Source organism: Arthrobacter sp. Y3223151 (assembly GCF_059091125.1).
Map to the genome: position 1 here is coordinate 156,605 of NZ_JBNHGI010000004.1, position 19,524 is coordinate 176,128.

Consider the following 19,524-nt stretch of genomic DNA (forward strand, 5'->3'; position numbering starts at 1 on the left):
TTGGCCGGCCCGCGGAGCGGCTCCCGGCCTAGCCCCAGTGCGGCGGGCGCTGCTCCCGCAGCCAGGCGTCCCGGTCCTCGTCCCGGTCGCCCCACGCACGGGGGTCGTCCTCAGCTGCCTTGGTCGGCAGGGTCGGCGCCTGGTTCCGCCTGGCCCGGCGCGGCCGCAACCGTTCATCGCCCGCCTCGCCGGCCTCGCCTGCCTCGTCCGCAGAGTCCGCGGAGTGCGCGGAGTGCGCGGAGTGCGGGGACTCCTCCCCCTGCCGGGCCTGCCCGGCCGCCGGCTTCGGGCCCCGTGCGGTGGCGGGACGGTCGTCCTTGTCTGCCGGTTCTTCCGGCTTCTGCAGTCCCAAGTAGCCTCCGATCAGGTCTGCGCATTTCTCCGGATCCGTGAACACCTCGATCGTCCACAGCGTCAGCGGCCGCCAGCCCAGCCGCTCGAGCTGTTGCGGGCGCAGCCGGCTGCGCTCCCGCACCGTCAGCTCCTGGTACTGCGGGCTGCCGTCAGACTCCAGGGCCACGGGCAGGGCCGGTTCAACATCCGGCGAATACTGCACGGTCCCGGTGCTGGCGGCGATGTCGATGACCCCGTAATAGTGGTCCCAGACGCGTGCGCCGCGGGTGCGGATGCGCTCCACGAGGTCCGCGACGAGCGGATCGTCGATCCCGGGAGACAGTTCGGGCGCCGTGAACCGTCCGTCGCCGAGGTGGCGGTCCAGCAGGTCATGGAAGTCGGCGGCCCCATGCCGCAGCCGCTCGGGGTCCAGATCCTCCGGGCGGAAGCAGCTGAGCACGTGCAGCGACTGCCGGGAACGGGTGACCGCGGTCGCGAAGAGCGCCCGCCCGTGCGGCGCCGACAGGGGTCCGAAGTCGTGGACCGCCCGCCCGTGCGGCGTCCGGCCAAAGCCGAGCGAGAAGATCACGTCGTCACGGACCAGTCCGGACGCGCGTTCGACGGGTACGACGCGGAAGGGCTCCTGCCGGCGGTGGAAGAAGTCCGCCGCCGACGGATGATTGGGCATCTGCAGCCGGATGGCCTCCGCCACCCGGGCGGCGTGCCGGGCGCTGGCCGTCACCACCGCCAGCGACCGCGACGGCCGCAGGCTGATGTGCTCGAAGACAAGGTCCACCACCCGGTTGAGTTCGGCCGGGACGCTCTCCACGCCTTCGTGTCCGGCGCCGGGCATCCCGGTGCCGTCGGGCAGATATTCCACTTCCAGGCCGCCCCCGCGGATGGAGCTGGCGCCGGGCAGCCGGGACAGCGATCCGCCGTAGAACTTCTCGCTCAGCGAGCGGGTCAGGTCCAGGTCCACGGCGCGATAGGCCGTGGTCAGCGCCACCACCGGCAGCACCTCGGAGAGCGCGTGGAAACAGCTGGCCAACGGTTGCGGTGCTTCGCCGGTAACGGGGTCGTTTCGACGGTCCACGTTGACTTCGAAGGGCTCGGCGCGGCCCAACTCGCCGTCGCCGAACGCCACCACCTGATGCGCCCGGGAGACCGCGGTCAGCGCCGACGGCAGGCTGGTGGCCTCGGCGTCGAGGATGATGACGGCATCGAAGTGCTTGCCTTCCGGGAGCAGGAGCGGCAGCACCAGCGGGGAGGCAGTCCAGATCGGCAACAGCGCCGAAACCAGCGACTCCGACTGTTGTCCCAACGCGGCCAGGGTGGGTTCGCCGGCCTTGAGCAGGTCGCGCAACCGCTGCGCGGCCTTGGGCTTGCTTTTGAGCGAATGCCGCCAGTTCTGTGCCAGTTCCCAGCGCAGCCGGGCGGGCCCGGACGCGATGTGCGCGTTGTCCGCGAGCCGGTAGACCGCCTCGAGCTTGCGCAGATTGTCGCCGTCGGACATGGCCAGGTAGTCGTCGCCGCTGATCATGGCTTCGAGTGCCGACTGCCACCACGCCAAGTCCAGTTCGGCGCTGACCTCGCCCGCGCCGACTTCGCGTTTGGCCAGATCGTCCAGCAGTTCGGTCAGGCCGTGTTCGCGCATCTGCTCCAGCAGCAGCGTCCGTTCGGGCAGGTTCACCAGCGTTTCGTGGTCCGCGGCCAGGGCGTCCAGCTGTTCCTGGAGTTCGCCGTCGGGCAGGGCCGCGAGGGCACGGTCTTCGGGCACCGGTGCCAGCAGGGCGGCCAGTTTCTCGAGGCGCTGCGCCACCTCGCGGTAAAAGCCGTTCAGGTCCGCCAGCCCGGAGGGCACCGCCGGATGCCGCTGCGACGTTGCGTAGTCGGCCCACTTGGTCCGCTGCTGCTGCACCTCGAAGAGGGACTCGTGCAGGTCGGAGATGTGCACGCCGGGGCGGATGTATTCCTTGGCCACCTTGCGCAGCCGGGAACGCGTCATCGAACTCATTTCGATGCCGCGGTCGCGCCGCCAGGAACTCGGTGCGGTCGCGGAAATCAGGTCCGTGACCGGCCGGTCGAAGATGTCCGGGGTGAACTTGTCGAGGCTGCCGCGGACCTCGACCAGCAGCTGGAGCTGCTCCCCCCACTCGCGGAACGTCCCGGCGAGGGCGATCTGCGAGTGTTCGGCGACCTTGTTCATCCGTTCGCGCAGCCGCGGGACGTCCTTGGCCAGGTCGGCGGCCAGCTGGTGGGCGTCTTCGGTCTCCTTGCGGTTGAGCAGTTTGGCGCCGAACCACGGGCTGGTGGTCGCGGACTTGCTGAAGCTGCCCAACTCGGCCGCCCGGACCAGCCGGGCCGCCAGCTCCGCCCGGTCGGTGATGTTGTCCAGCACCGACCGCTTCAGCCGCACGGTGGTCGCCGGAGCCGGGTCGAGCGAGGTGAGCTTGGCCAGCGATTGCATCGCCTGGTAGGGGGAACAGCGCCAGCGGCTGCGCACATTGTGCAGCGACTTTACATGCTCCATCAGCTTGTGGCGGTGCTCGGTGAGGGTGGTGTGCAGCTTCTGCAGCTGCGGCTCCTGCGCCTTTTCGTTGCGGCTGATCGCGCGGATCATCGCCCGGCGCAGCTGTTCCGGCGTCAGGTCCGCGCCCAGCTGCAGCGCCAGCGACCCCAGGTCCACTGTTTCGAGCTGCTGTGCGAATTCGGTCAGCGTGCCGCGGCGTTCGGCGACCACCAGCACGCTCTTGCCCTCGTAGGCCAGGGCCGCCGCGGCGTTGAGTGCGGTCTGGGTTTGTCCGGTGCCCGGGGGCGCGGAAACCACCAGCGAGTGCCCGGCCTGGACGAGGTCCAGCACCTGTTGCTGCGCGGCGTCTGCGTCGAGCAGCAGGAATTCATCCTGCGGATCGCGTTCGTCGATCGGCGGCAGCTCCACCTCCGGCACGGGCACGGCGTTCCGGCCGGCCAAGGGGCGGGGACCGGCCTGGGATCCGGCCCCGGCTTCGGCGAGCGCACGGATCACCGGGTGCCCGGCGTCGAGCAGGACCGGGTCGGTGACTGCTTCCAGATCCGCGAAGGTCGACACCAGCAAATGGTGTTCGATGGTCATGTTCCGCACGTCGGCGGTGAGCAGGCGCAGCCGTTCCAGCACCGGGTGCGGATCCAGGCGGGCGGTGCTGTAGGCCAGCCGGGCGGTCGCTTCGGCATCGATGCCGATCCCCTGCTCCGCGGAGAGGTGGCGGACGAGCGCCGGGTTCAGCCGGGCGCGGTCGGTCAGCTGCAGTTCGAAGTCGTCCTGGCTGGGGCGGACGGTCAGCGCCACCGGGATCAACATCACCGGGGCGTTCAGGGACTCCGACCGGCCGATCTCGGGAACCCGCCAGGACGCGGTTCCGGCGGCCAGGTACCCGACGTCGATGCCGCGGTCCGAACCCAGTTCGTAGATTTTGGCGCGCAGGCTGCGGGCGGTGCGCATGGCCGCAGCGTACTGGTTCGGCTCACGCAGGAGGGTGGAAAGACGGGTGCGGCGGCCGGCCAGCAACTGCGCCAGGCCGGAAGGGTGGGCATGCGTCAGGTCAATGCTGTTCGACGACGTCGGGGCGAACCGCAGCAGGGTGTCCGACCCGGCGAGATCGCCCAGGTTTTCCAGCCACGATGCCACAACGTCTTCAGCAGCCTCAGCTACGCTGGCCAGCGACACGGCTGCCCCCTTTACTTCACTCTCGGCGACTTGCCTGGACCACAACGGCATGTCAAACAAGGTATCGGACTTTAAACGCCAAACGGGCGACCGCAACACTGCTCGGCGAAATTGCCTCGCAGTTCACCCGCAGCCGCGCTGCGGGCGGGCAGCGGTCGCCCGTTGTGGCTACTCCCACTCGATGGTTCCCGGCGGTTTGCTCGTCACGTCGAGCACCACGCGGTTGACGCCCTCCACCTCGTTGGTGATGCGGTTGGAGATCCTGGCCAGCAGGTCGTAGGGCAGCCGCGACCAGTCCGCGGTCATCGCGTCCTCGGAGGAGACCGGACGGAGCACGATCGGGTGTCCGTAGGTGCGGCCGTCGCCCTGGACGCCCACGCTGCGCACGTCGGCCAGCAGGACCACCGGCATCTGCCAGACTTCCTGGTCCAGGCCTGCAGCGGTCAGTTCGGCGCGCGCGATCGCGTCTGCCTTGCGCAGCAGGTCCAGCCGCTCCTGCGTGACTTCGCCGATGATCCGGATGCCTAGTCCCGGGCCGGGGAAGGGCTGGCGTCCGACGATTTCGGCCGGCAGACCCAGTTGGGCGCCGACCGCACGGACCTCATCCTTGAACAGCGTCCGCAGCGGTTCGACCAGCTCGAACTGCAGGTCCTCGGGCAGCCCGCCCACGTTGTGGTGGCTCTTGATGTTCGCGGCGCCCTCGCCGCCGCCGGACTCGACCACGTCCGGGTAGAGCGTGCCCTGCACCAGGAACTTCACCGACTCACCCTCGGCGGCCGCCTCGGCCAGCACGGCCTTCTCGGCGGCTTCAAAGGCGCGGATGAACTCGCGGCCGATGATCTTGCGCTTGGTCTCCGGGTCGGTGACGCCGGCCAGCGCGGACAGGAAGCGCTGCTGTTCGTTGGCTACGTACAGCTTCACGCCCGTGGCCGCGACAAAGTCACGCTCCACCTGCTCGGCTTCGCCCTCCCGCAACAGTCCGTGGTCCACGAAGACACAGGTCAGCTGGTCGCCGACCGCGCGCTGCACCAGGGCCGCGGCGACGGCGGAGTCCACGCCGCCGGACAGCCCGCAAATCACGCGGGAGTCGCCGATCTGGGCGCGGATGCGCTCCACCTGCTCCTCCACGATGTTGCCGGTGGTCCAGTTGGGTTCGAGCCCGGCACCTCGGAACAGGAAGTTCTCCAACACCCGCTGGCCGTGGGCCGAGTGCTTGACCTCGGGGTGCCATTGCACGCCGTAGAGCTTCTTCTCGTCGTTCGCGAAGGCCGCCACCGGGGCGCCGGCCGTGCTGGCCAGCACGTCGAAGCCTGCGGGTGCCTCCTGCACCGAGTCGCCGTGGCTCATCCAGGTGTTCTGGACGGAGGGCACGCCGGCCAGGATGGACCGGCCCTCCCCCACCGCGGTGGCGTCCGTGGCGCCGTATTCGCGCAGCCCGGTCTTGGCCACCTTGCCACCCAGGGCGTTCGCCATGGCCTGGAAGCCGTAACAGATGCCGAACACCGGGACGCCGGCTTCGAACAGGTCCGCGCCGATCCTCGGCGCTCCCTCGGCGTAGACGCTGGAGGGCCCGCCGGAGAGGATGATGGCCACCGGGTTCTTGGCCATCAGCTGTTCGGTGGTGTAGGTGTGCGGAACGATTTCGGAATACACGTTGGCCTCGCGCACGCGGCGGGCGATCAGCTGCGCGTACTGGGCCCCGTAGTCGACGACGAGGACGGGCCGGTGGTCCGTAGTGGCGGGGGGAGGAGTAGTCACCCTTACAGGATAGTCGCCGCGTCCGGGGCCCCGCACTCCGGCGTCCGGTCCCGCCGCGTGAGGTAGCGCACGCCCGGCGGGTGAGCGCGCCGTCGTGCCCGGCACCGCGGCGGCAGCTCCCGGAGCCGGGCGCCCGGCTCCGGTCAGTAGCGCTTGGCGGCTTCGGGGTGGGCGGCCAGTTCTTCTTCCACCTCGCGGTGAATCTTGCGTTCCAGGATGATGGACAGGAACGGGATCACGCCGCCCAGGGCGATCAGCACGAACTTGGTGAACGGCCAGCGCATCAGCGACCAGAGCCGGAAGTCGGCGATCAGGTACAACACGTACAGCCACCCGTGTGCCACCAGCACGGCGATGGACAGGTTCAGTCCGTCAATCACCGACGGCTCGGCCTGCGCCAGCCCGAGCGCGAACGTCTCGCCCGTCAGGGTGTTGGTGGCCCCGGCGAACAGGAACAGGTTGAAGCCGTACCGCAGCACCATCTCCACGCAGAGCAGCAGCAGCATGATGCCGGTGATGTAGGAGGTGACCTTGTAGAAGGTCAGGGCGGAGCGGATTTGGGCGTGGGTTCCGCCGAAGCGGCGTTTGGCCGGACGCTGGGTCGCGGCGGAACGGTCGGGGGCGTTTTCGGTCACGTGGACTACCTCGTTGTGTGGGGTGTGCTGGATGTGGTCTGGTCGGCGGCGGCGTCGCCATCCTGGCGGGTGCCGGCGGGGCCTGCCGCGCTCCCCCGCCCGGTCTCGGCAGCATGGCGGGCCGCTTCGGCCGCGTCTTCGGCCGCCTCCAGGTCGCGGCGGTAGTCGTCGGCCACCAGCCGCCACCAGAGGAAGATGGCGAATCCGGCGAACACGACCCATTCCACCGCGTAAAAGACGTTCATCCAGTTGACCGGTGCTTCCTGGGGCTGCGGTCCGACGACCACCGGCTGCATCGAGGTTCCCTCGGTCGCGGTGCCACGGTCCGTGCCGCCAACGGTGAAGCCGGTGCCGACCACGAAGCCGGAGTAGCCGGGCGCGTTCCAGCGGTTGATCAGCTCGGCCGCCGAGAGCGAAGCCACCTGGCCGGCGGGCAGGCTCCCGGGCAGCGGGGCTTCCGTGGGCAGCAGCCGCCCGACGACGGTGGCCTCGCCTTCCGGGGCGGGAACGGCATCCGCCGGTTCCTCGACCCAGCCGCGCACGACAGGGATGACCACGCCTTCGCCGAACTGCTCCACGCCGTCCACCGCGAACGGGTCGACCACCCAGAAACCTTCTTCCCCGTCCTTCAGGCGGTTTTGGACCAGCACCTGCCCGCCCGGGACGAAGCTGCCGTCGAAGGTGACCATCTGGTCCGCGGTGGCGGCCATCATCGGGATGCCGGGTTCAAAAACATCGGTCAGCGGCTTAACGGTTTCCGTCTCGCCCGGGGGCGGGGGCGGTTCGCTCTGCGACGTGGAAAACTGCCACTGGCTCAGCAGCACGAACACCGTGGACAGCGCCAGCGCAAGCACCAGCGCCGCTATCCAGCGGGGTTTCAGGGCAGTCTTGAGCACCCATTAAAGGTACTTCGCAACCATGTAGAAAACGAATCCTGCCCGGGTACCTCAGGCCAGCGGAACGATGTCGTCGACGTCCATCCGGGCGCTGTCGGCCGTGACGTCGTCGGGCTGCTCCTGGCTGAGCCGTTCGGCTTCGACCCGGGCAAGGTAGTGCTTCACTTCGCGTTCCACCTGTCCTTCGCTCCAGCCGAGGAGGGGCGCCATCAGCCCGGCGACGACCGGGGCGGCGGAGACACCGCGGTCCCAGGCCTCGATGGAGATCCGGGTCCGGCGGGTGAGCACGTCGTGGATGTGCCGGGCTCCCTCGTGCGTGGTCGCATAGACCACCTCGGCCGCCAGGTAGTCGTCGGCGCCGGGCAGCGGTTCGGCAAGCTCGGGCCGTTCGGTGATGATGTCCAGCACCTCGCCAGCCATGGATCCGTACCGGTTGAGCAGGTGTTCGACCCGGGCAACGTGGATGCCCGTGTGGTCCGCCGTGCGGCTGCGCCTGTTCCAGGCCGCCTTGAAACCGGAGGCGCCGAGCAGCGGGATGGTGTCCGTGCAGCTGGGCGGGACGCGCTCGTCGAGGGCCCGGGCCGCCTCGTCGACGGCGTCCTTGGCCATCACGCGGTACGTGGTGTACTTGCCGCCGGCCACCACCACCAGCCCGGGGACCGGGTGCGCCACCACGTGTTCGCGCGAGAGCTTGGCGGTGGAATCGTTCTCACCCGCCAGCAACGGCCGGAGCCCGGCGTAGACACCCTCGACGTCCTCGCGGGTAAGCGGGCGCTGGAGCACTTGGTTGACGTGTTCCAGCAGGTAGTCGATGTCCTTGGACGAGGCCGCGGGGTGGGCCTTGTCCAGGTTCCAGTCGGTGTCGGTGGTGCCGATGATCCAGTGCCGGCCCCACGGAATCACGAACAACACGGACTTCTCGGTGCGCAGGATCAGCCCCACCGTGGACTGGAACCGGTCCCGCGGCACCACCAGGTGGATCCCCTTGGAGGAACGTACGCTCAGCTGGCCGCGTTCGGTCACCATGGCCTGGGTTTCGTCCGTCCACACGCCGGTGGCGTTGACCACCTGCTTGGCCCGGATGTTGAACTCGCTGCCGTCCTCCTGGTTCCGCACCCGGGCGCCGACCACCCGTTCGCCCTCGCGCAGGAAATCGACCACCGCCAGCCGGTTTGCCGCGTGTGCCCCGAACGCCGCTGCCGTGCGCACAAGGTTGACCACCAGCCGGGCGTCGTCCACCTGCGCGTCGTAGTAGCGGATGGACCCCACCATGGCGTCCTTCTTCAGGCTGGGGGCCGCCCGGAGGGTCCCCCGCCGAGAGAGGTGCTTGTGGAAGGGAACGCCGCGGCCGCGGCCCGAGGCGATGGCCAGTGCGTCGTACAAGGCGACGCCGGCGCCCACGTAGGGCCGCTCCACGTACCGCTTCGTCAACGGGTACAGGAACGGAACCGGCCGCACCAGGTGCGGCGCGATCCGCTCCAGCAGCAGTCCCCGCTCCTGCAGCGCCTCGCGGACCAGGGCGAAATCCAGCATCTCCAGGTACCGCAGCCCGCCGTGGATCAGCTTGGAAGACCGCGACGACGTGCCCGAGGCCCAGTCCCGGGCCTCCACGATGCCCACGTCGAGCCCGCGTGTGACCGCGTCCAGGGCGGCCCCGGCGCCCACCACCCCGCCGCCGACGATCAGCACGTCCAGCTCGGCCCCGCGCTCCTGTGTGGCGCGCAGCGCGGCCAGCGCCTGCTCGCGGCTCTCGGGACTCAGGGCTCCGGTGGTCATCGCCTATCAGCCTCCCAGCATGATCAAATCAGTCGCCCGCCTGAATCGGCGCCAGCACCACTTCGCAGCGCTGGAACTCTTTCAGGTCGGAGTACCCGGTGGTCGCCATCGACCGGCGCAGCGCACCGACCAGGTTGGAGGTTCCGTCGGTGTGGTTGGACGGGCCGTGCAGCACCCGCTCCAGCGGGCCGACGGTTCCCACGTTGACGCGGTCGCCGCGGGGCAGTTCGTCGTGGTGGGCCTCCTGGCCCCAGTGCCAGCCGCGGCCCGGTGCTTCCTCCGCCCGGGCCAGTGCCGAACCGAGCATCACGGCGTCCGCCCCCATGGCGATGGCCTTGACGATGTCGCCGCTGAAGCCCACGCCGCCGTCGGCGATCACGTGCACGTAGCGGCCGCCCGATTCGTCCATGTAGTCCCGGCGTGCGGCCGCCACGTCGGAGATGGCCGAGGCCATCGGGGCGTGGATGCCCAGCGCCCGGCGCGTGGTCGTCGTCGCTCCCCCGCCGAAGCCCACCAGCACGCCGGCGGCGCCGGTGCGCATCAGGTGCAGCGCCGGGGTGTAGCCGGCGGCGCCGCCGACGATCACGGGCGTGTCGAGCTCGTAGATGAACTGCTTCAGGTTCAGCGGTTCCTGCGTCTTGGAGACGTGTTCGGCGGAGACGGTGGTGCCGCGGATCACGAAGATGTCCACGCCTGCGGCGACCACGGTCTTGTAGAACTCCTGGGTGCGCTGCGGCGTCAGCGAGCCGGCCACGGTCACCCCGGCTTCCCGGATCTCGGCCAGCCGCGAGGTGATCAGCTCCGGCTGCACGGGGGCGGAGTAAAGCTCCTGCATCCGCTTGGTCGCGGCCGGGCTGAAGTTCTCCGTGCCCAGCGCGGCAATCTCGTCCAGCACCGGCAGCGGATCCTCGTACCGGGTCCACAGGCCCTCGAGGTTGAGTACGCCCAGGCCGCCCAGCTTGCCCAGCGCGATGGCGGTGGCCGGCGACATGACCGAATCCATCGGCGCGGCGATCACCGGGGCATCGAACGTGTAGGCGTCGATCTGCCAGCTGACCGAGACATCCTTCGGATCGCGCGTCCGGCGCGAGGGGACGATCGCCACATCATCGAGGGAGTAGGCTCGGCGCCCACGCTTGCCACGGCCAATTTCAATCTCGTAAGTCACGGCTCTAGGTTATCCCACCGCTGGAACGCTTCACCGTGGAACGGGCAGGGACGGGACGCTTCGCCGGCACTTAGCGGACAGGGCGGACCCCTCGTGTCGACGGCACGGCTCTCCCCTTCCGACCGCTGGCGTCGTCCCGGCGCAGGCGGTACGCTCGACCTGCCGCACGGCAGGCAAGCGCACCGTAGGCCCGCTCTCTTCACGGTTGCCGCTGGCCGGCCGCAGGTAGCCGGAGCGGAAAGTGGTCGGTCATGGGAGGAAGATTCCGGCGGTCCGTTGAGCGGATGCGACCGTTCGCGAGTGGCTTGGCGGCCACCCTGTGTTTTGGCATCGCCGGCCTGGTCTGGTCCATGCCCTCCCGTCATGTGCGCCGGTTGCGGAGGGCCGCGTCGTGTACCGTGTGCGCTTCCCACCTGCGCTGGCGCGGTATCGCCCTCTTCGTGGTGGCCGCCCTCCTGGTCGCGGGAGCCGGGGCCCGGGTCCAGGAGGCACTCTCCCCGCACATCGTTTGCCACAGCCATATCACCGCCGACGGACAGATCAAGCCGGAACCCCGCCTGCAGATTTCACCGCCGGCCCCGTGGCGCATCACCCGCGATTTCCTGGTCGCCCCCATCAGCGGCGTCGGGGTTTTGGCCGGGCGCAGCCTTGATATGGAAGCGTGCTCAGGACCGTCGCTGTTGGTCATGTTCTGGCCCCCGCCGCGAACCAGCGGCGGCGGGACAATGCTCGGCGACGTGTTCGTAGCGTGGATGCCGCCGGTGGACCCGGCCGGCCCGTTGAGCGTCAACGGATATGGCATTGCCGATGAAGGCCAGTATGTCCGCTACGGCCCGAACATCTCCCAGACCCGGACCGGGGACGAGGTCCTCGCCATCCACGAGTCACGGCATGTTGACCAGTGGGCCGTGTGCAATCTGCTCGCCGGCCCGTTCGCCTTTCCGGCGGCATACATCATCGACGGGGCACTGTTCCCCTCCTCGCGCAACCACTTCGAGCGGGCCGCGGGATTGGCCTACGGGGCGTATCCGCCCGCGCCGGATAACTGGCCGGCGCCGCGCTGGCCCGACACCGCGGTCCTCGTGCTCATCGCGCTCCTCATCTTCCGGCGTCGGCTCCGTTGGCTCACCCGCGTCGTGGTCGGCGGCCGCGCGCACACCCGTGCCCACGCCCCGAGGCGCTGTCCCGTCCATACCCGCGGCTGGTTGCGTCCACGCAGCGCCGGCGAAGGTCCTGCCGCTGGTTAACGCGAGCGGCGCCGCTCCCCTGGTGCGGGGAACGGCGCCGCCGACGACTGCGGGACTACCGCTTGTAGTTCGGTGCCTCCACGGTCATCATGATGTCGTGCGGGTGGGACTCCTTCAGCCCCGCCGCCGTGATCCGCACGAACTTGCCCTTGGCCTTCAGCTCGGCGACGTTGCGGGCACCGGTGTAGAACATGGTCTGGCGCAGGCCGCCGACCAGCTGGTGCGCGACGGCCGAGAGCGGGCCGCGGTACGGCACCTGGCCTTCGATGCCCTCGGGGATCAGCTTCTCGTCGTCGGGCACGTCGGCCTGGAAGTAGCGGTCCTTGGAGTAGGAGGTATTCTTCCCGCGCGTCTGCATGGCCCCCAGCGAGCCCATGCCGCGGTAGGCCTTGAACTGCTTGCCGTTGACGAACACCAGGTCCCCCGGGGATTCCGCGGCACCGGCCAGGAGCGAGCCGAGCATCACGGTGTCCGCGCCGGCAACCAGGGCCTTGCCGATGTCCCCGGAGTGCTGCAGGCCGCCGTCGGCAATCACGGGAATGCCCGCCGGGATGGCCGCCTTGGCCGACTCGTAGATCGCGGTGATCTGCGGTACGCCTACGCCGGCGACCACGCGGGTGGTGCAGATGGAGCCGGGGCCGACGCCCACCTTGATGGCGTCGGCGCCGGCGTCGACCAGTGCCTGCGCGCCCTCGCGCGTGGCGGCCTGGCCGCCGATCACGTCCACGTGGGCCGCGGCCGGGTCCTTCTTCAGCCGGGCGATCATGTCCAGCACGCCCTGGCTGTGGCCGTTGGCGGTGTCCACCACAAGGACGTCCACGCCGGCCTCGATCATGGTCATCGAACGCTCGTAGCCGTCGCCGAAGAAGCCGACCGCCGCGCCGACGCGCAGCCGGCCGTCGTCGTCCTTGGTGGCCAGCGGGTACTGCTCCGCCTTGTCGAAGTCCTTGACGGTGATCAGGCCCTGCAGCATGCCGGCGTCGTCCACCAGCGGGAGTTTCTCGATCCGGTTCTTGCCCAGCAGTTCGATGACGTCGGGACGGCTGATGCCCACCTTGCCCGTGATCAGCGGCATGGAGGTCATCACCTCGTGCACCTTGGTGGTGGGATAGTCGGCGCGGGGCACGAAGCGGGTGTCGCGGTTGGTGCAGATGCCCACGAGCTTGCCCTCGGAGTCCACGACGGGCAGTCCGGAGACGCGGTAGTTGTAGCAAAGTTCGTCCAGTTCGGCCAGCGTGGCGTCCGGGGCGATGGTCACCGGGTTGGTGATCATGCCGGACTCGCTGCGCTTGACCCGGTCCACGTGCTCGGCCTGGTCCTGGATGGACAGGTTGCGGTGGATGACGCCCAGGCCGCCCTGGCGGGCCATGGCGATGGCCATCCGCGATTCCGTCACGGTATCCATGGCGGCGGAGAGGAGCGGGGTCTGGACCGTAATGCGGCGGGTCAGGCGGGAGCTGGTGTCGGCCTCGGACGGAATCACATCCGTCGGGCCGGGCAGCAGGAGCACGTCGTCGTAGGTCAGACCCTCGAAAGCGAACGGATTGAATTCTTCGGACACTGCAGGGCCTTTCGAGCGATACCGGTGGCGGCCGCCAGTCACCGACAGCGAGGATCGGGTTCCGGGGTTGGTTACATCCTAAAACGATTCCGCCCCGCCCACTATTTCCCGCGGCAACCGATGTGGCGGAGCTAACGCGGGGCCGGACTCCGGGGCTTCCACCACCCCGGGCCCCCACGACGACGGAGGGGACCCTGCGCGGGCAGGATCCCCTCCGGACGGGCGAGGCCCGACCAACAGCGTACGGCGTGCGCTAGTGCTGGTGGTTGTGACCGTCCTCTTCGGCCGGCTTCTCGACGACCAGGGTTTCGGTGGTCAGCACCAGTGCCGCGATCGAGGCCGCGTTGCGCAGCGCCGAGCGGGTCACCTTCACCGGGTCGATGATGCCGGCGGCGACGAGGTCCTCGTATTCCCCGGTGGCGGCGTTGAAGCCGTTGTTGAGCTCCAGGTCGCCCACCTTGGAGACAACGACCATGCCCTCGTGGCCGGCGTTTTCGGCGATCCAGCGCAGCGGCTGGGCCAGCGCACGGCGGACCAGGCCGACGGCGGTGGCAGCGTCGCCCTCGAGCGCGAGCACGTTCGGGTCGGTGTCCAGGGCCTGGGCGGCGTGCACCAGGGCGGTGCCGCCACCGGCCACGATGCCTTCTTCCAGGGCAGCGCGGGTGGAGGACACGGCGTCCTCGATCCGGTGCTTCTTCTCCTTCATTTCGACCTCGGTGGCAGCACCGACCTTGATCACGCCGATGCCGCCGGACAGCTTGGCCAGCCGCTCCTGGAGCTTCTCGCGGTCCCAATCGGAATCGGTGCGCAGCACCTCCGCCTGCAGCTGGGACACGCGGTCGGCCACGTCGGCCTCGGAGCCGGCGCCGTCAACAATGGTCGTGTTGTCCTTGGTGACGGTGATGCGGCGTGCCGTGCCCAGCACCTCGAGGCCCACCTGGTCCAGCTTCAAACCGAGGTCCGCGGACACGACCTGGGCGCCGGTGAGCACCGCGATGTCCTGCAGCATGGCCTTGCGGCGGTCGCCAAAGCCCGGCGCCTTCACGGCGGCAACGTTGAGGGTGCCGCGGATCTTGTTGACCACCAGGGTGGACAGGGCCTCGCCGTCGATGTCTTCGGCAATGATGAACAGCGGCTTGTTGGCCTGCAGCACCTTCTCCAGCAGCGGCAGGAACTCCTGCACCGTGGAGATCTTGCCCTGGGAGATCAGGATCAGCGCGTCCTCGAGGACGGCCTCCTGGCGCTCCTGGTCGGTGACGAAGTACTGCGACAGCAGGCCCTTGTCGAACTGCATGCCTTCGGTGAGCACCAGCTCGGTCTCCATGCTGGAGCCCTCTTCGATGGTGATGACGCCGTCCTTGCCCACCTTGTCGAACGCTTCGGCCAGCAGTTTGCCGACCTCGGGGCTCTGGGCGGAGATGGTGGCGACCTCGGCGACCCTGCCTTCGACCTCGCGGGCGTTCTCCAGCAGGCGGGCGGCAACGGCCTCGACCGCTACCTCGATGCCGTGCTTGAGGGCGCCGGGGGCGGCACCGGCGGCCACGTTGCGGAGGCCTTCCTTCACCAAGGCCTGGGCCAGCACGGTAGCGGTGGTGGTGCCGTCACCGGCAACATCGTTGGTCTTGGTGGCGACTTCCTTGGCCAACTGCGCGCCGAGGTTCTCGTACGGATCGTCGAGTTCCACCTCGCGGGCGATGGTCACGCCGTCGTTGGTGATGGTGGGGGCGCCCCACTTCTTGTCCAGAACCACGTTGCGGCCACGCGGGCCGAGGGTGACCCGGACGGTATTCGCGAGCTTGTCGACGCCGGCTTCCAGCGCCTTGCGGGCGGCGTCGTTGAACTCCAACTGCTTTGCCATGAATTTGTTCCTTTCACGCAAAATGCCCCGGCTGCGCTGCTATAGGAGGCAGCCGGGGCATTTCGGTTGTCCGTGATTCCGGCTGCGGGCGTCGACTGCGCGCGCCCGAGCCGCCGGACTCAGCTGATGGGCCTTACTTGGTGACGATGGCCAGCACGTCGCGGGCGGAGAGCACCAGGTACTCTTCCCCGCCGACCTTGACCTCGGTTCCGCCGTACTTCGAGTAGATGACAACGTCACCCTCGGCTACGTCAACGGGAACCCGGTTGCCATTGTCATCGACGCGGCCGGGGCCGATCGCGACAACTTTGCCTTCCTGCGGCTTTTCCTTGGCGGTGTCCGGAATGACCAGGCCGGAGGCCGTGGTCTGCTCTGCTTCGAGCGGCTGGACAACAATACGATCCTCAAGAGGCTTAATGGAGACCGACACTCGGCTCTCTCCTTTTCATGCGCTACGAATAGGTTGGCCAAGGAGATGTCTGCCGTCGTCGCGGTGCCGGCAGGCGGTTCCTTGATTAGCACCCACACGGGGTGAGTGCTAACTGCGACTCTATGAGAAGGATTAGCACTCGGTCAAGGCGAGTGCCAGCGGCGGGCCCTCAGGTTTCCCCCAGCCGCCGCCTGTGTGACGAAAATCGGCTCCGCCGCCCGACGCCGAAGTTGCGTAAGGCTAACCTAACCCGGTAGCTTTCAAGCTGCGCGCAAATAGCAAACGTTTATGTTGCCTAATGCTGGTCCCCGCCCGGGCCGGCGTTGACGAACAATGGAGAGTCAGTGAAAAAGCCCCTGAAGTCCGGCCTGGTGGCCATGACCGCAGCCGTTTCCATGCTCGCCCTGAGCGCCTGCGGCCAGCAGACCGACGCCGCGGCAGGCACCGGCGCCGAGACGATCAGCGTAGAGCACGCCTCCGGCACCACCGACGTGCCGGTTAACCCGGAGACGGTCTACACCTTCGACCTCGGGGTGCTGGACAGCCTCACCGCCCTGGGCGTCGAGGTCGACGGCGTCCCGGAGGCGGCCGTGTTCCCCGAATCGCTGGCACAGTACGCCGGGGACGACTACACCAAGATCGGCTCCATGAAGGAGCCCGACTTCGAGGCGATCAGCGAAGGCGCACCCGACCTGATCATCATCTCGGGCCGTACCGCCGAGGCCTACGGGGAACTGAGCAAAATCGCCCCGACCATCGACCTGAGCGTGGACACCGCCGCTCCGATCGAGAGCTTCAAGGAAGTCTCCGCGACCCTCGGCGAGATCTTCGGCAAGGAAGCCGAAGTCGACGAAAAGCTGGCGGCCATCGACACCCGGATCGAGGACACCAAGGCCGCAGCTGCCGACGCCGGCACCGGCCTGGTGCTGATGACGAGCGGCGGCGAGATGACGGCCTACGGGGCAGGGTCCCGGTTCGGCATCGTGCACGATGTCCTGGGCGTGCAGACCGCCGCTGACGTGAAGTCCGAGGGCCCGCACGGCGAGGCCATCTCGCACGAATTCGTCGCCGAGGCCAACCCGGACCACCTGTTCGTGATCGACCGCGACTCCGCCGTCGGCGAATCCGGGGAGGCCGCCGCGGCCGTCCTGGACAACGACCTGGTCAACGGCACCCGCGCCGCCAAGAGCGACAGCATCACCTATTTGGATTCGGCTTCCTGGTACCTGGTGGGCTACGGCCTGAATAATACGGACGCCATGATCGCCGCCGTCCAGGCAGCCATCACGAAGTAGCACCCGTACGGCCGCCGGCGTCCGCCGGCGGCCTGCGCGGTGGCCCGATCCATGGCTTCCTCCACGATTTCCAGTCCGGCCCCAGCGGCAGCAGCCGCGGCGGGACGCTCCCGCGCCCGCGGATCCGGTTCCCAGCTCGCCTGGGCAGCCACCGCCGTCGTCGTCCTGGCCATTGCCAGCATGTTCGTGGGCGTCAGCGACGTGTCGCTGCCCGCCTTGCTGGCCGGTGACCAGAAGGCCTGGGACATCTTCTGGATCAGCCGGCTGCCGCGCACCCTGTCGGTCATCCTGGCCGGCGCGGCGCTGGGGATTGCCGGGCTGATCATGCAGCTGATGGCGCGGAACAAATTCGTGGAGCCGTCCACCGTGGGCACCGTGGAGTCCGCCTCGCTGGGCATCCTGGTGGTCACGGTGGCGATCCCCGGTGCCACCCTGTTGGCCAAGATGTCCGTGGCGACCGTGTTCGCGGCCGCCGGGACCGGCCTGTTCCTGCTGGTGCTGCGCCGGATCCCGCTGCGCAACACGCTCATTGTGCCGCTGGTGGGCATCATGCTGGGCGGCGTCATCGCCGCGGTGACCACGTTCTTCGCGTACCGCTTTGACCTGCTGCAGACGCTGAACAGCTGGATGATCGGCGACTTCTCCGGCGTGCTCCGCGGCCGCTACGAACTCCTCTGGATTGTCGCGCTGCTCGCGGTGATCGGCTACCTGTGCGCGGACCGGTTCACGATGGCCGGCATGGGGCAGGAATTCTCCACCAATCTGGGCCTGCACTACGGCCGGATCCTGACGCTCGGGCTGGTCATCGTCTCGCTGATCAGCGCCGTGGTGGTGGTCAACATCGGCGCCATTCCGTTCCTGGGGCTGGTGGTGCCCAACCTGGTGTCGCTGGCATTCGGTGACAGCGCCCGCCGCGCGGTTCCCTGGGTTGCAGTCTTCGGCGCGGGCTTTGTGCTGCTGTGCGACATCATCGGCCGCACCATCCGCTACCCCTACGAGATCCCGGTGGGCGTGATCGTCTCCGCCGTGGGCAGCGCCGTCTTCCTGTACCTGCTGCTGAGGACCCGCAAGAATGGCTGATTCGGTACTTCCGGCCGCGCTGACGCCGCACAAGCGCCGCACCCTCACCACGGTCCGGCCGCGGACCTGGATCATCCTGCTGGGCCTGCTGACGGCCGCCCTCGTGGCGGTGTTCATGACCATCGACCTACGCGGCAACCTCGGCTACATCCTGCCCCGGCGTGCCATCAAGATCGGTTCGATGCTGCTGGTGGCGTACGCCGTGGGCGTGTCCACGGTGTTGTTCCAGACGGTGACCGCCAACCGGATCCTGACCCCGTCGATCATGGGCTTCGATGCCCTCTACATGCTGATCCAGACCGGGCTGACCTTCGCGATCGGCGGGCAGGCGCTGCTGAGCCTGGGCGCGCCGGTGCGCTTCGTGATCGAAGTGATGCTGATGGTGGGCTTCTCCTTCCTGATCTACCGCTGGCTGTTCACCGGCGGCGGCAAGAGCCTGCACCTGATGCTGCTGGTGGGCATCGTGTTCGGGACCATGTTCCGCGGCATCTCCTCGCTGCTGCAGCGGCTGATCGATCCAAGCGAATTCATCATCCTGCAGGACCTGTTTTTCGCCAGCTTCAACAACGTGGACGGCGTGCTGCTGGCCGTGTCCGCGGTGGCCGTGGCCGCGGCCACCGTCCCGGTCTGGCGCATGCGCCGGCAGCTGGACGTGCTGGCGTTGGGCCGGGACACGGCGCTGAACCTGGGCGTGGACCACCGCCGGGCCGTCACCACCGTCCTGATGCTCTGCGCCATCCTGGTGGCCGTTTCCACCGCGCTGGTGGGCCCGATCACGTTCTTTGGCCTGCTGGTGGCCAGCCTTGCCTACCTGCTGTGCTCGCACTTCCGGCACGTGTACGTCCTGCCCATCGCCGTGCTGCTGGGCGCCATCGCCCTGGTCGGCGGCCAGCTGGTCCTCGAGCAGGTGTTCGGTTTCGATACCGCGCTGAGCATCGTCATTGAATTCGCCGGCGGCGTCCTGTTCATCGCCCTGCTGCTGAAAGGCTCCATCAAATGATCCACGTCTCCGGAGTCTCCAAGACCTACGGCACGCAGACCGTGGTCGACGACGTCAGCTGCTACATCAAGGATGGCGGCATCACGTCGATCATCGGGCCGAACGGCGCCGGCAAGTCCACGCTGCTGTCCATGGTCTCCCGGCTGCTGCCCATGGACGCCGGGGCGGTGACCATCGACGGGCTCGACGTCGGCAAGACCGCCGGCAAGGAACTGGCCCGCAAGATGGCCATCCTGCGCCAGGACAACCAGCTGACCGTCCGCCTGACCGTGCGGGACCTCGTGGGCTTCGGCCGTTTCCCGCACAACAACGGCCGGCCGGGCCCGGCCGACCTCGTGCAGATCGAGCAGGCGCTGGCGTACCTGGACCTGACGTCCATGGCGGACAAGTTCGTGGACGAGCTCTCCGGCGGCCAGCGACAGCGGGCGTTCATCGCCATGGTGCTGGCCCAGGACACCGACTACCTGCTGCTGGACGAACCGCTGAACAACCTGGACATGAAGCACTCGGTGGAGATGATGCGGCTGCTGCGCCGGCTGACCGACGAACTGGGCAAGACCGTGGTGCTGGTCATCCACGACATCAACTTCGCGTCCTGCTACTCGGACTCGATCATCGCCATGCGCTCCGGCCGCCTGGTGCACCAGGGCCCGCCGGCGCAGATCATGCAGCCGGACGTGCTGCGGGACGTGTACGACATCGACATCCGCATCGAGGAGATTGAGGGCAACCGGATCGGCGTCTACTTCGCCTGACGCCGGACGGCGGGGTAGTTGCCGGCCCG

General features: G+C 68.7%; 14 protein-coding genes. 5 read left to right on the forward strand and 9 right to left on the reverse strand.

Going from position 1 to position 19,524, the window contains the following annotated elements; genetic code table 11:
* Nucleotides 1-28 precede the first annotated feature (28 nt).
* The 6 genes from AC5RUP_RS08170 to AC5RUP_RS08195 all read right to left on the reverse strand — a co-directional run bounded on the left by AC5RUP_RS08170 (nt 29) and on the right by AC5RUP_RS08195 (nt 10,269).
* The gene (locus AC5RUP_RS08170) at nt 29-4,087 is read right to left on the reverse strand and encodes a DUF4011 domain-containing protein (RefSeq protein WP_494158476.1); all 4,059 of its coding nucleotides are present in this window, start codon (nt 4,085-4,087) and stop codon (nt 29-31) included.
* Nucleotides 4,088-4,204: 117 nt separating this feature from the next.
* Nucleotides 4,205-5,794: a glutamine-hydrolyzing GMP synthase gene (guaA, locus tag AC5RUP_RS08175; RefSeq protein WP_494154536.1), complete on the reverse strand. Its 1,590-nt coding sequence runs from the start codon at nt 5,792-5,794 to the stop codon at nt 4,205-4,207.
* Nucleotides 5,795-5,937: 143 nt separating this feature from the next.
* The gene (locus tag AC5RUP_RS08180; RefSeq protein WP_494067441.1) at nt 5,938-6,429 is read right to left on the reverse strand and encodes a DUF3817 domain-containing protein; all 492 of its coding nucleotides are present in this window, start codon (nt 6,427-6,429) and stop codon (nt 5,938-5,940) included.
* A 5-nt stretch (nt 6,430-6,434) separates the two neighbouring features.
* The gene (locus tag AC5RUP_RS08185) at nt 6,435-7,325 is read right to left on the reverse strand and encodes an SURF1 family protein (RefSeq protein WP_494132024.1); all 891 of its coding nucleotides are present in this window, start codon (nt 7,323-7,325) and stop codon (nt 6,435-6,437) included.
* Nucleotides 7,326-7,376: 51 nt separating this feature from the next.
* A complete protein-coding gene (locus AC5RUP_RS08190; protein ID WP_494132025.1) occupies nt 7,377-9,101 on the reverse strand; it encodes a glycerol-3-phosphate dehydrogenase/oxidase in 1,725 nt (574 codons plus the stop codon).
* Between the two features lie 28 nt (nt 9,102-9,129).
* Nucleotides 9,130-10,269 carry a GuaB3 family IMP dehydrogenase-related protein gene (locus tag AC5RUP_RS08195; RefSeq protein WP_493988978.1) on the reverse strand — a complete coding sequence of 380 codons (1,140 nt, stop codon included), beginning with the start codon at nt 10,267-10,269 and terminating at the stop codon, nt 9,130-9,132.
* Nucleotides 10,270-10,667: 398 nt separating this feature from the next.
* On the opposite strand from AC5RUP_RS08195, the gene AC5RUP_RS08200 reads away from it, so the two are divergent.
* Entirely contained in the window at nt 10,668-11,516 is an 849-nt protein-coding gene (locus AC5RUP_RS08200) for a hypothetical protein (protein WP_494153517.1), read from the forward strand.
* Nucleotides 11,517-11,571: 55 nt separating this feature from the next.
* Here AC5RUP_RS08200 and guaB read toward each other — a convergent pair whose 3' ends face one another.
* From guaB to groES, 3 genes are all read right to left on the reverse strand, one after another.
* Nucleotides 11,572-13,077, reverse strand: a complete 1,506-nt coding sequence (gene guaB / locus AC5RUP_RS08205; RefSeq protein ID WP_494153518.1) for an IMP dehydrogenase — start codon at nt 13,075-13,077, stop codon at nt 11,572-11,574.
* Between the two features lie 253 nt (nt 13,078-13,330).
* A complete protein-coding gene (gene groL / locus AC5RUP_RS08210) occupies nt 13,331-14,935 on the reverse strand; it encodes a chaperonin GroEL (RefSeq protein WP_494153519.1) in 1,605 nt (534 codons plus the stop codon).
* Between the two features lie 133 nt (nt 14,936-15,068).
* Nucleotides 15,069-15,365, reverse strand: coding sequence for a co-chaperone GroES (gene groES, locus AC5RUP_RS08215; protein ID WP_127511177.1), 297 nt, complete (start codon nt 15,363-15,365; stop codon nt 15,069-15,071).
* 344 nt (nt 15,366-15,709) lie between these two features.
* On the opposite strand from groES, the gene AC5RUP_RS08220 reads away from it, so the two are divergent.
* Genes AC5RUP_RS08220 through AC5RUP_RS08235 form a run of 4 tightly spaced genes read left to right on the forward strand, consistent with a single transcriptional unit; the run spans nt 15,710 to nt 19,495 of the window.
* Nucleotides 15,710-16,660, forward strand: a complete 951-nt coding sequence (locus AC5RUP_RS08220) for a siderophore ABC transporter substrate-binding protein (protein WP_494153520.1) — start codon at nt 15,710-15,712, stop codon at nt 16,658-16,660.
* A 51-nt stretch (nt 16,661-16,711) separates the two neighbouring features.
* Nucleotides 16,712-17,740 (forward strand): ABC transporter permease, encoded by a 1,029-nt coding sequence (locus AC5RUP_RS08225; protein WP_494000395.1) that lies wholly within the window; start codon nt 16,712-16,714, stop codon nt 17,738-17,740.
* The gene (locus AC5RUP_RS08230; RefSeq protein ID WP_494153521.1) at nt 17,733-18,740 is read left to right on the forward strand and encodes an iron chelate uptake ABC transporter family permease subunit; all 1,008 of its coding nucleotides are present in this window, start codon (nt 17,733-17,735) and stop codon (nt 18,738-18,740) included. The genes AC5RUP_RS08225 and AC5RUP_RS08230 overlap by 8 nt, the downstream gene beginning before the upstream one ends.
* Nucleotides 18,737-19,495: an iron ABC transporter ATP-binding protein gene (locus AC5RUP_RS08235; RefSeq protein WP_493979500.1), complete on the forward strand. Its 759-nt coding sequence runs from the start codon at nt 18,737-18,739 to the stop codon at nt 19,493-19,495. Before AC5RUP_RS08230 ends, AC5RUP_RS08235 begins: the two co-directional genes overlap by 4 nt.
* Nucleotides 19,496-19,524 lie beyond the last annotated feature (29 nt).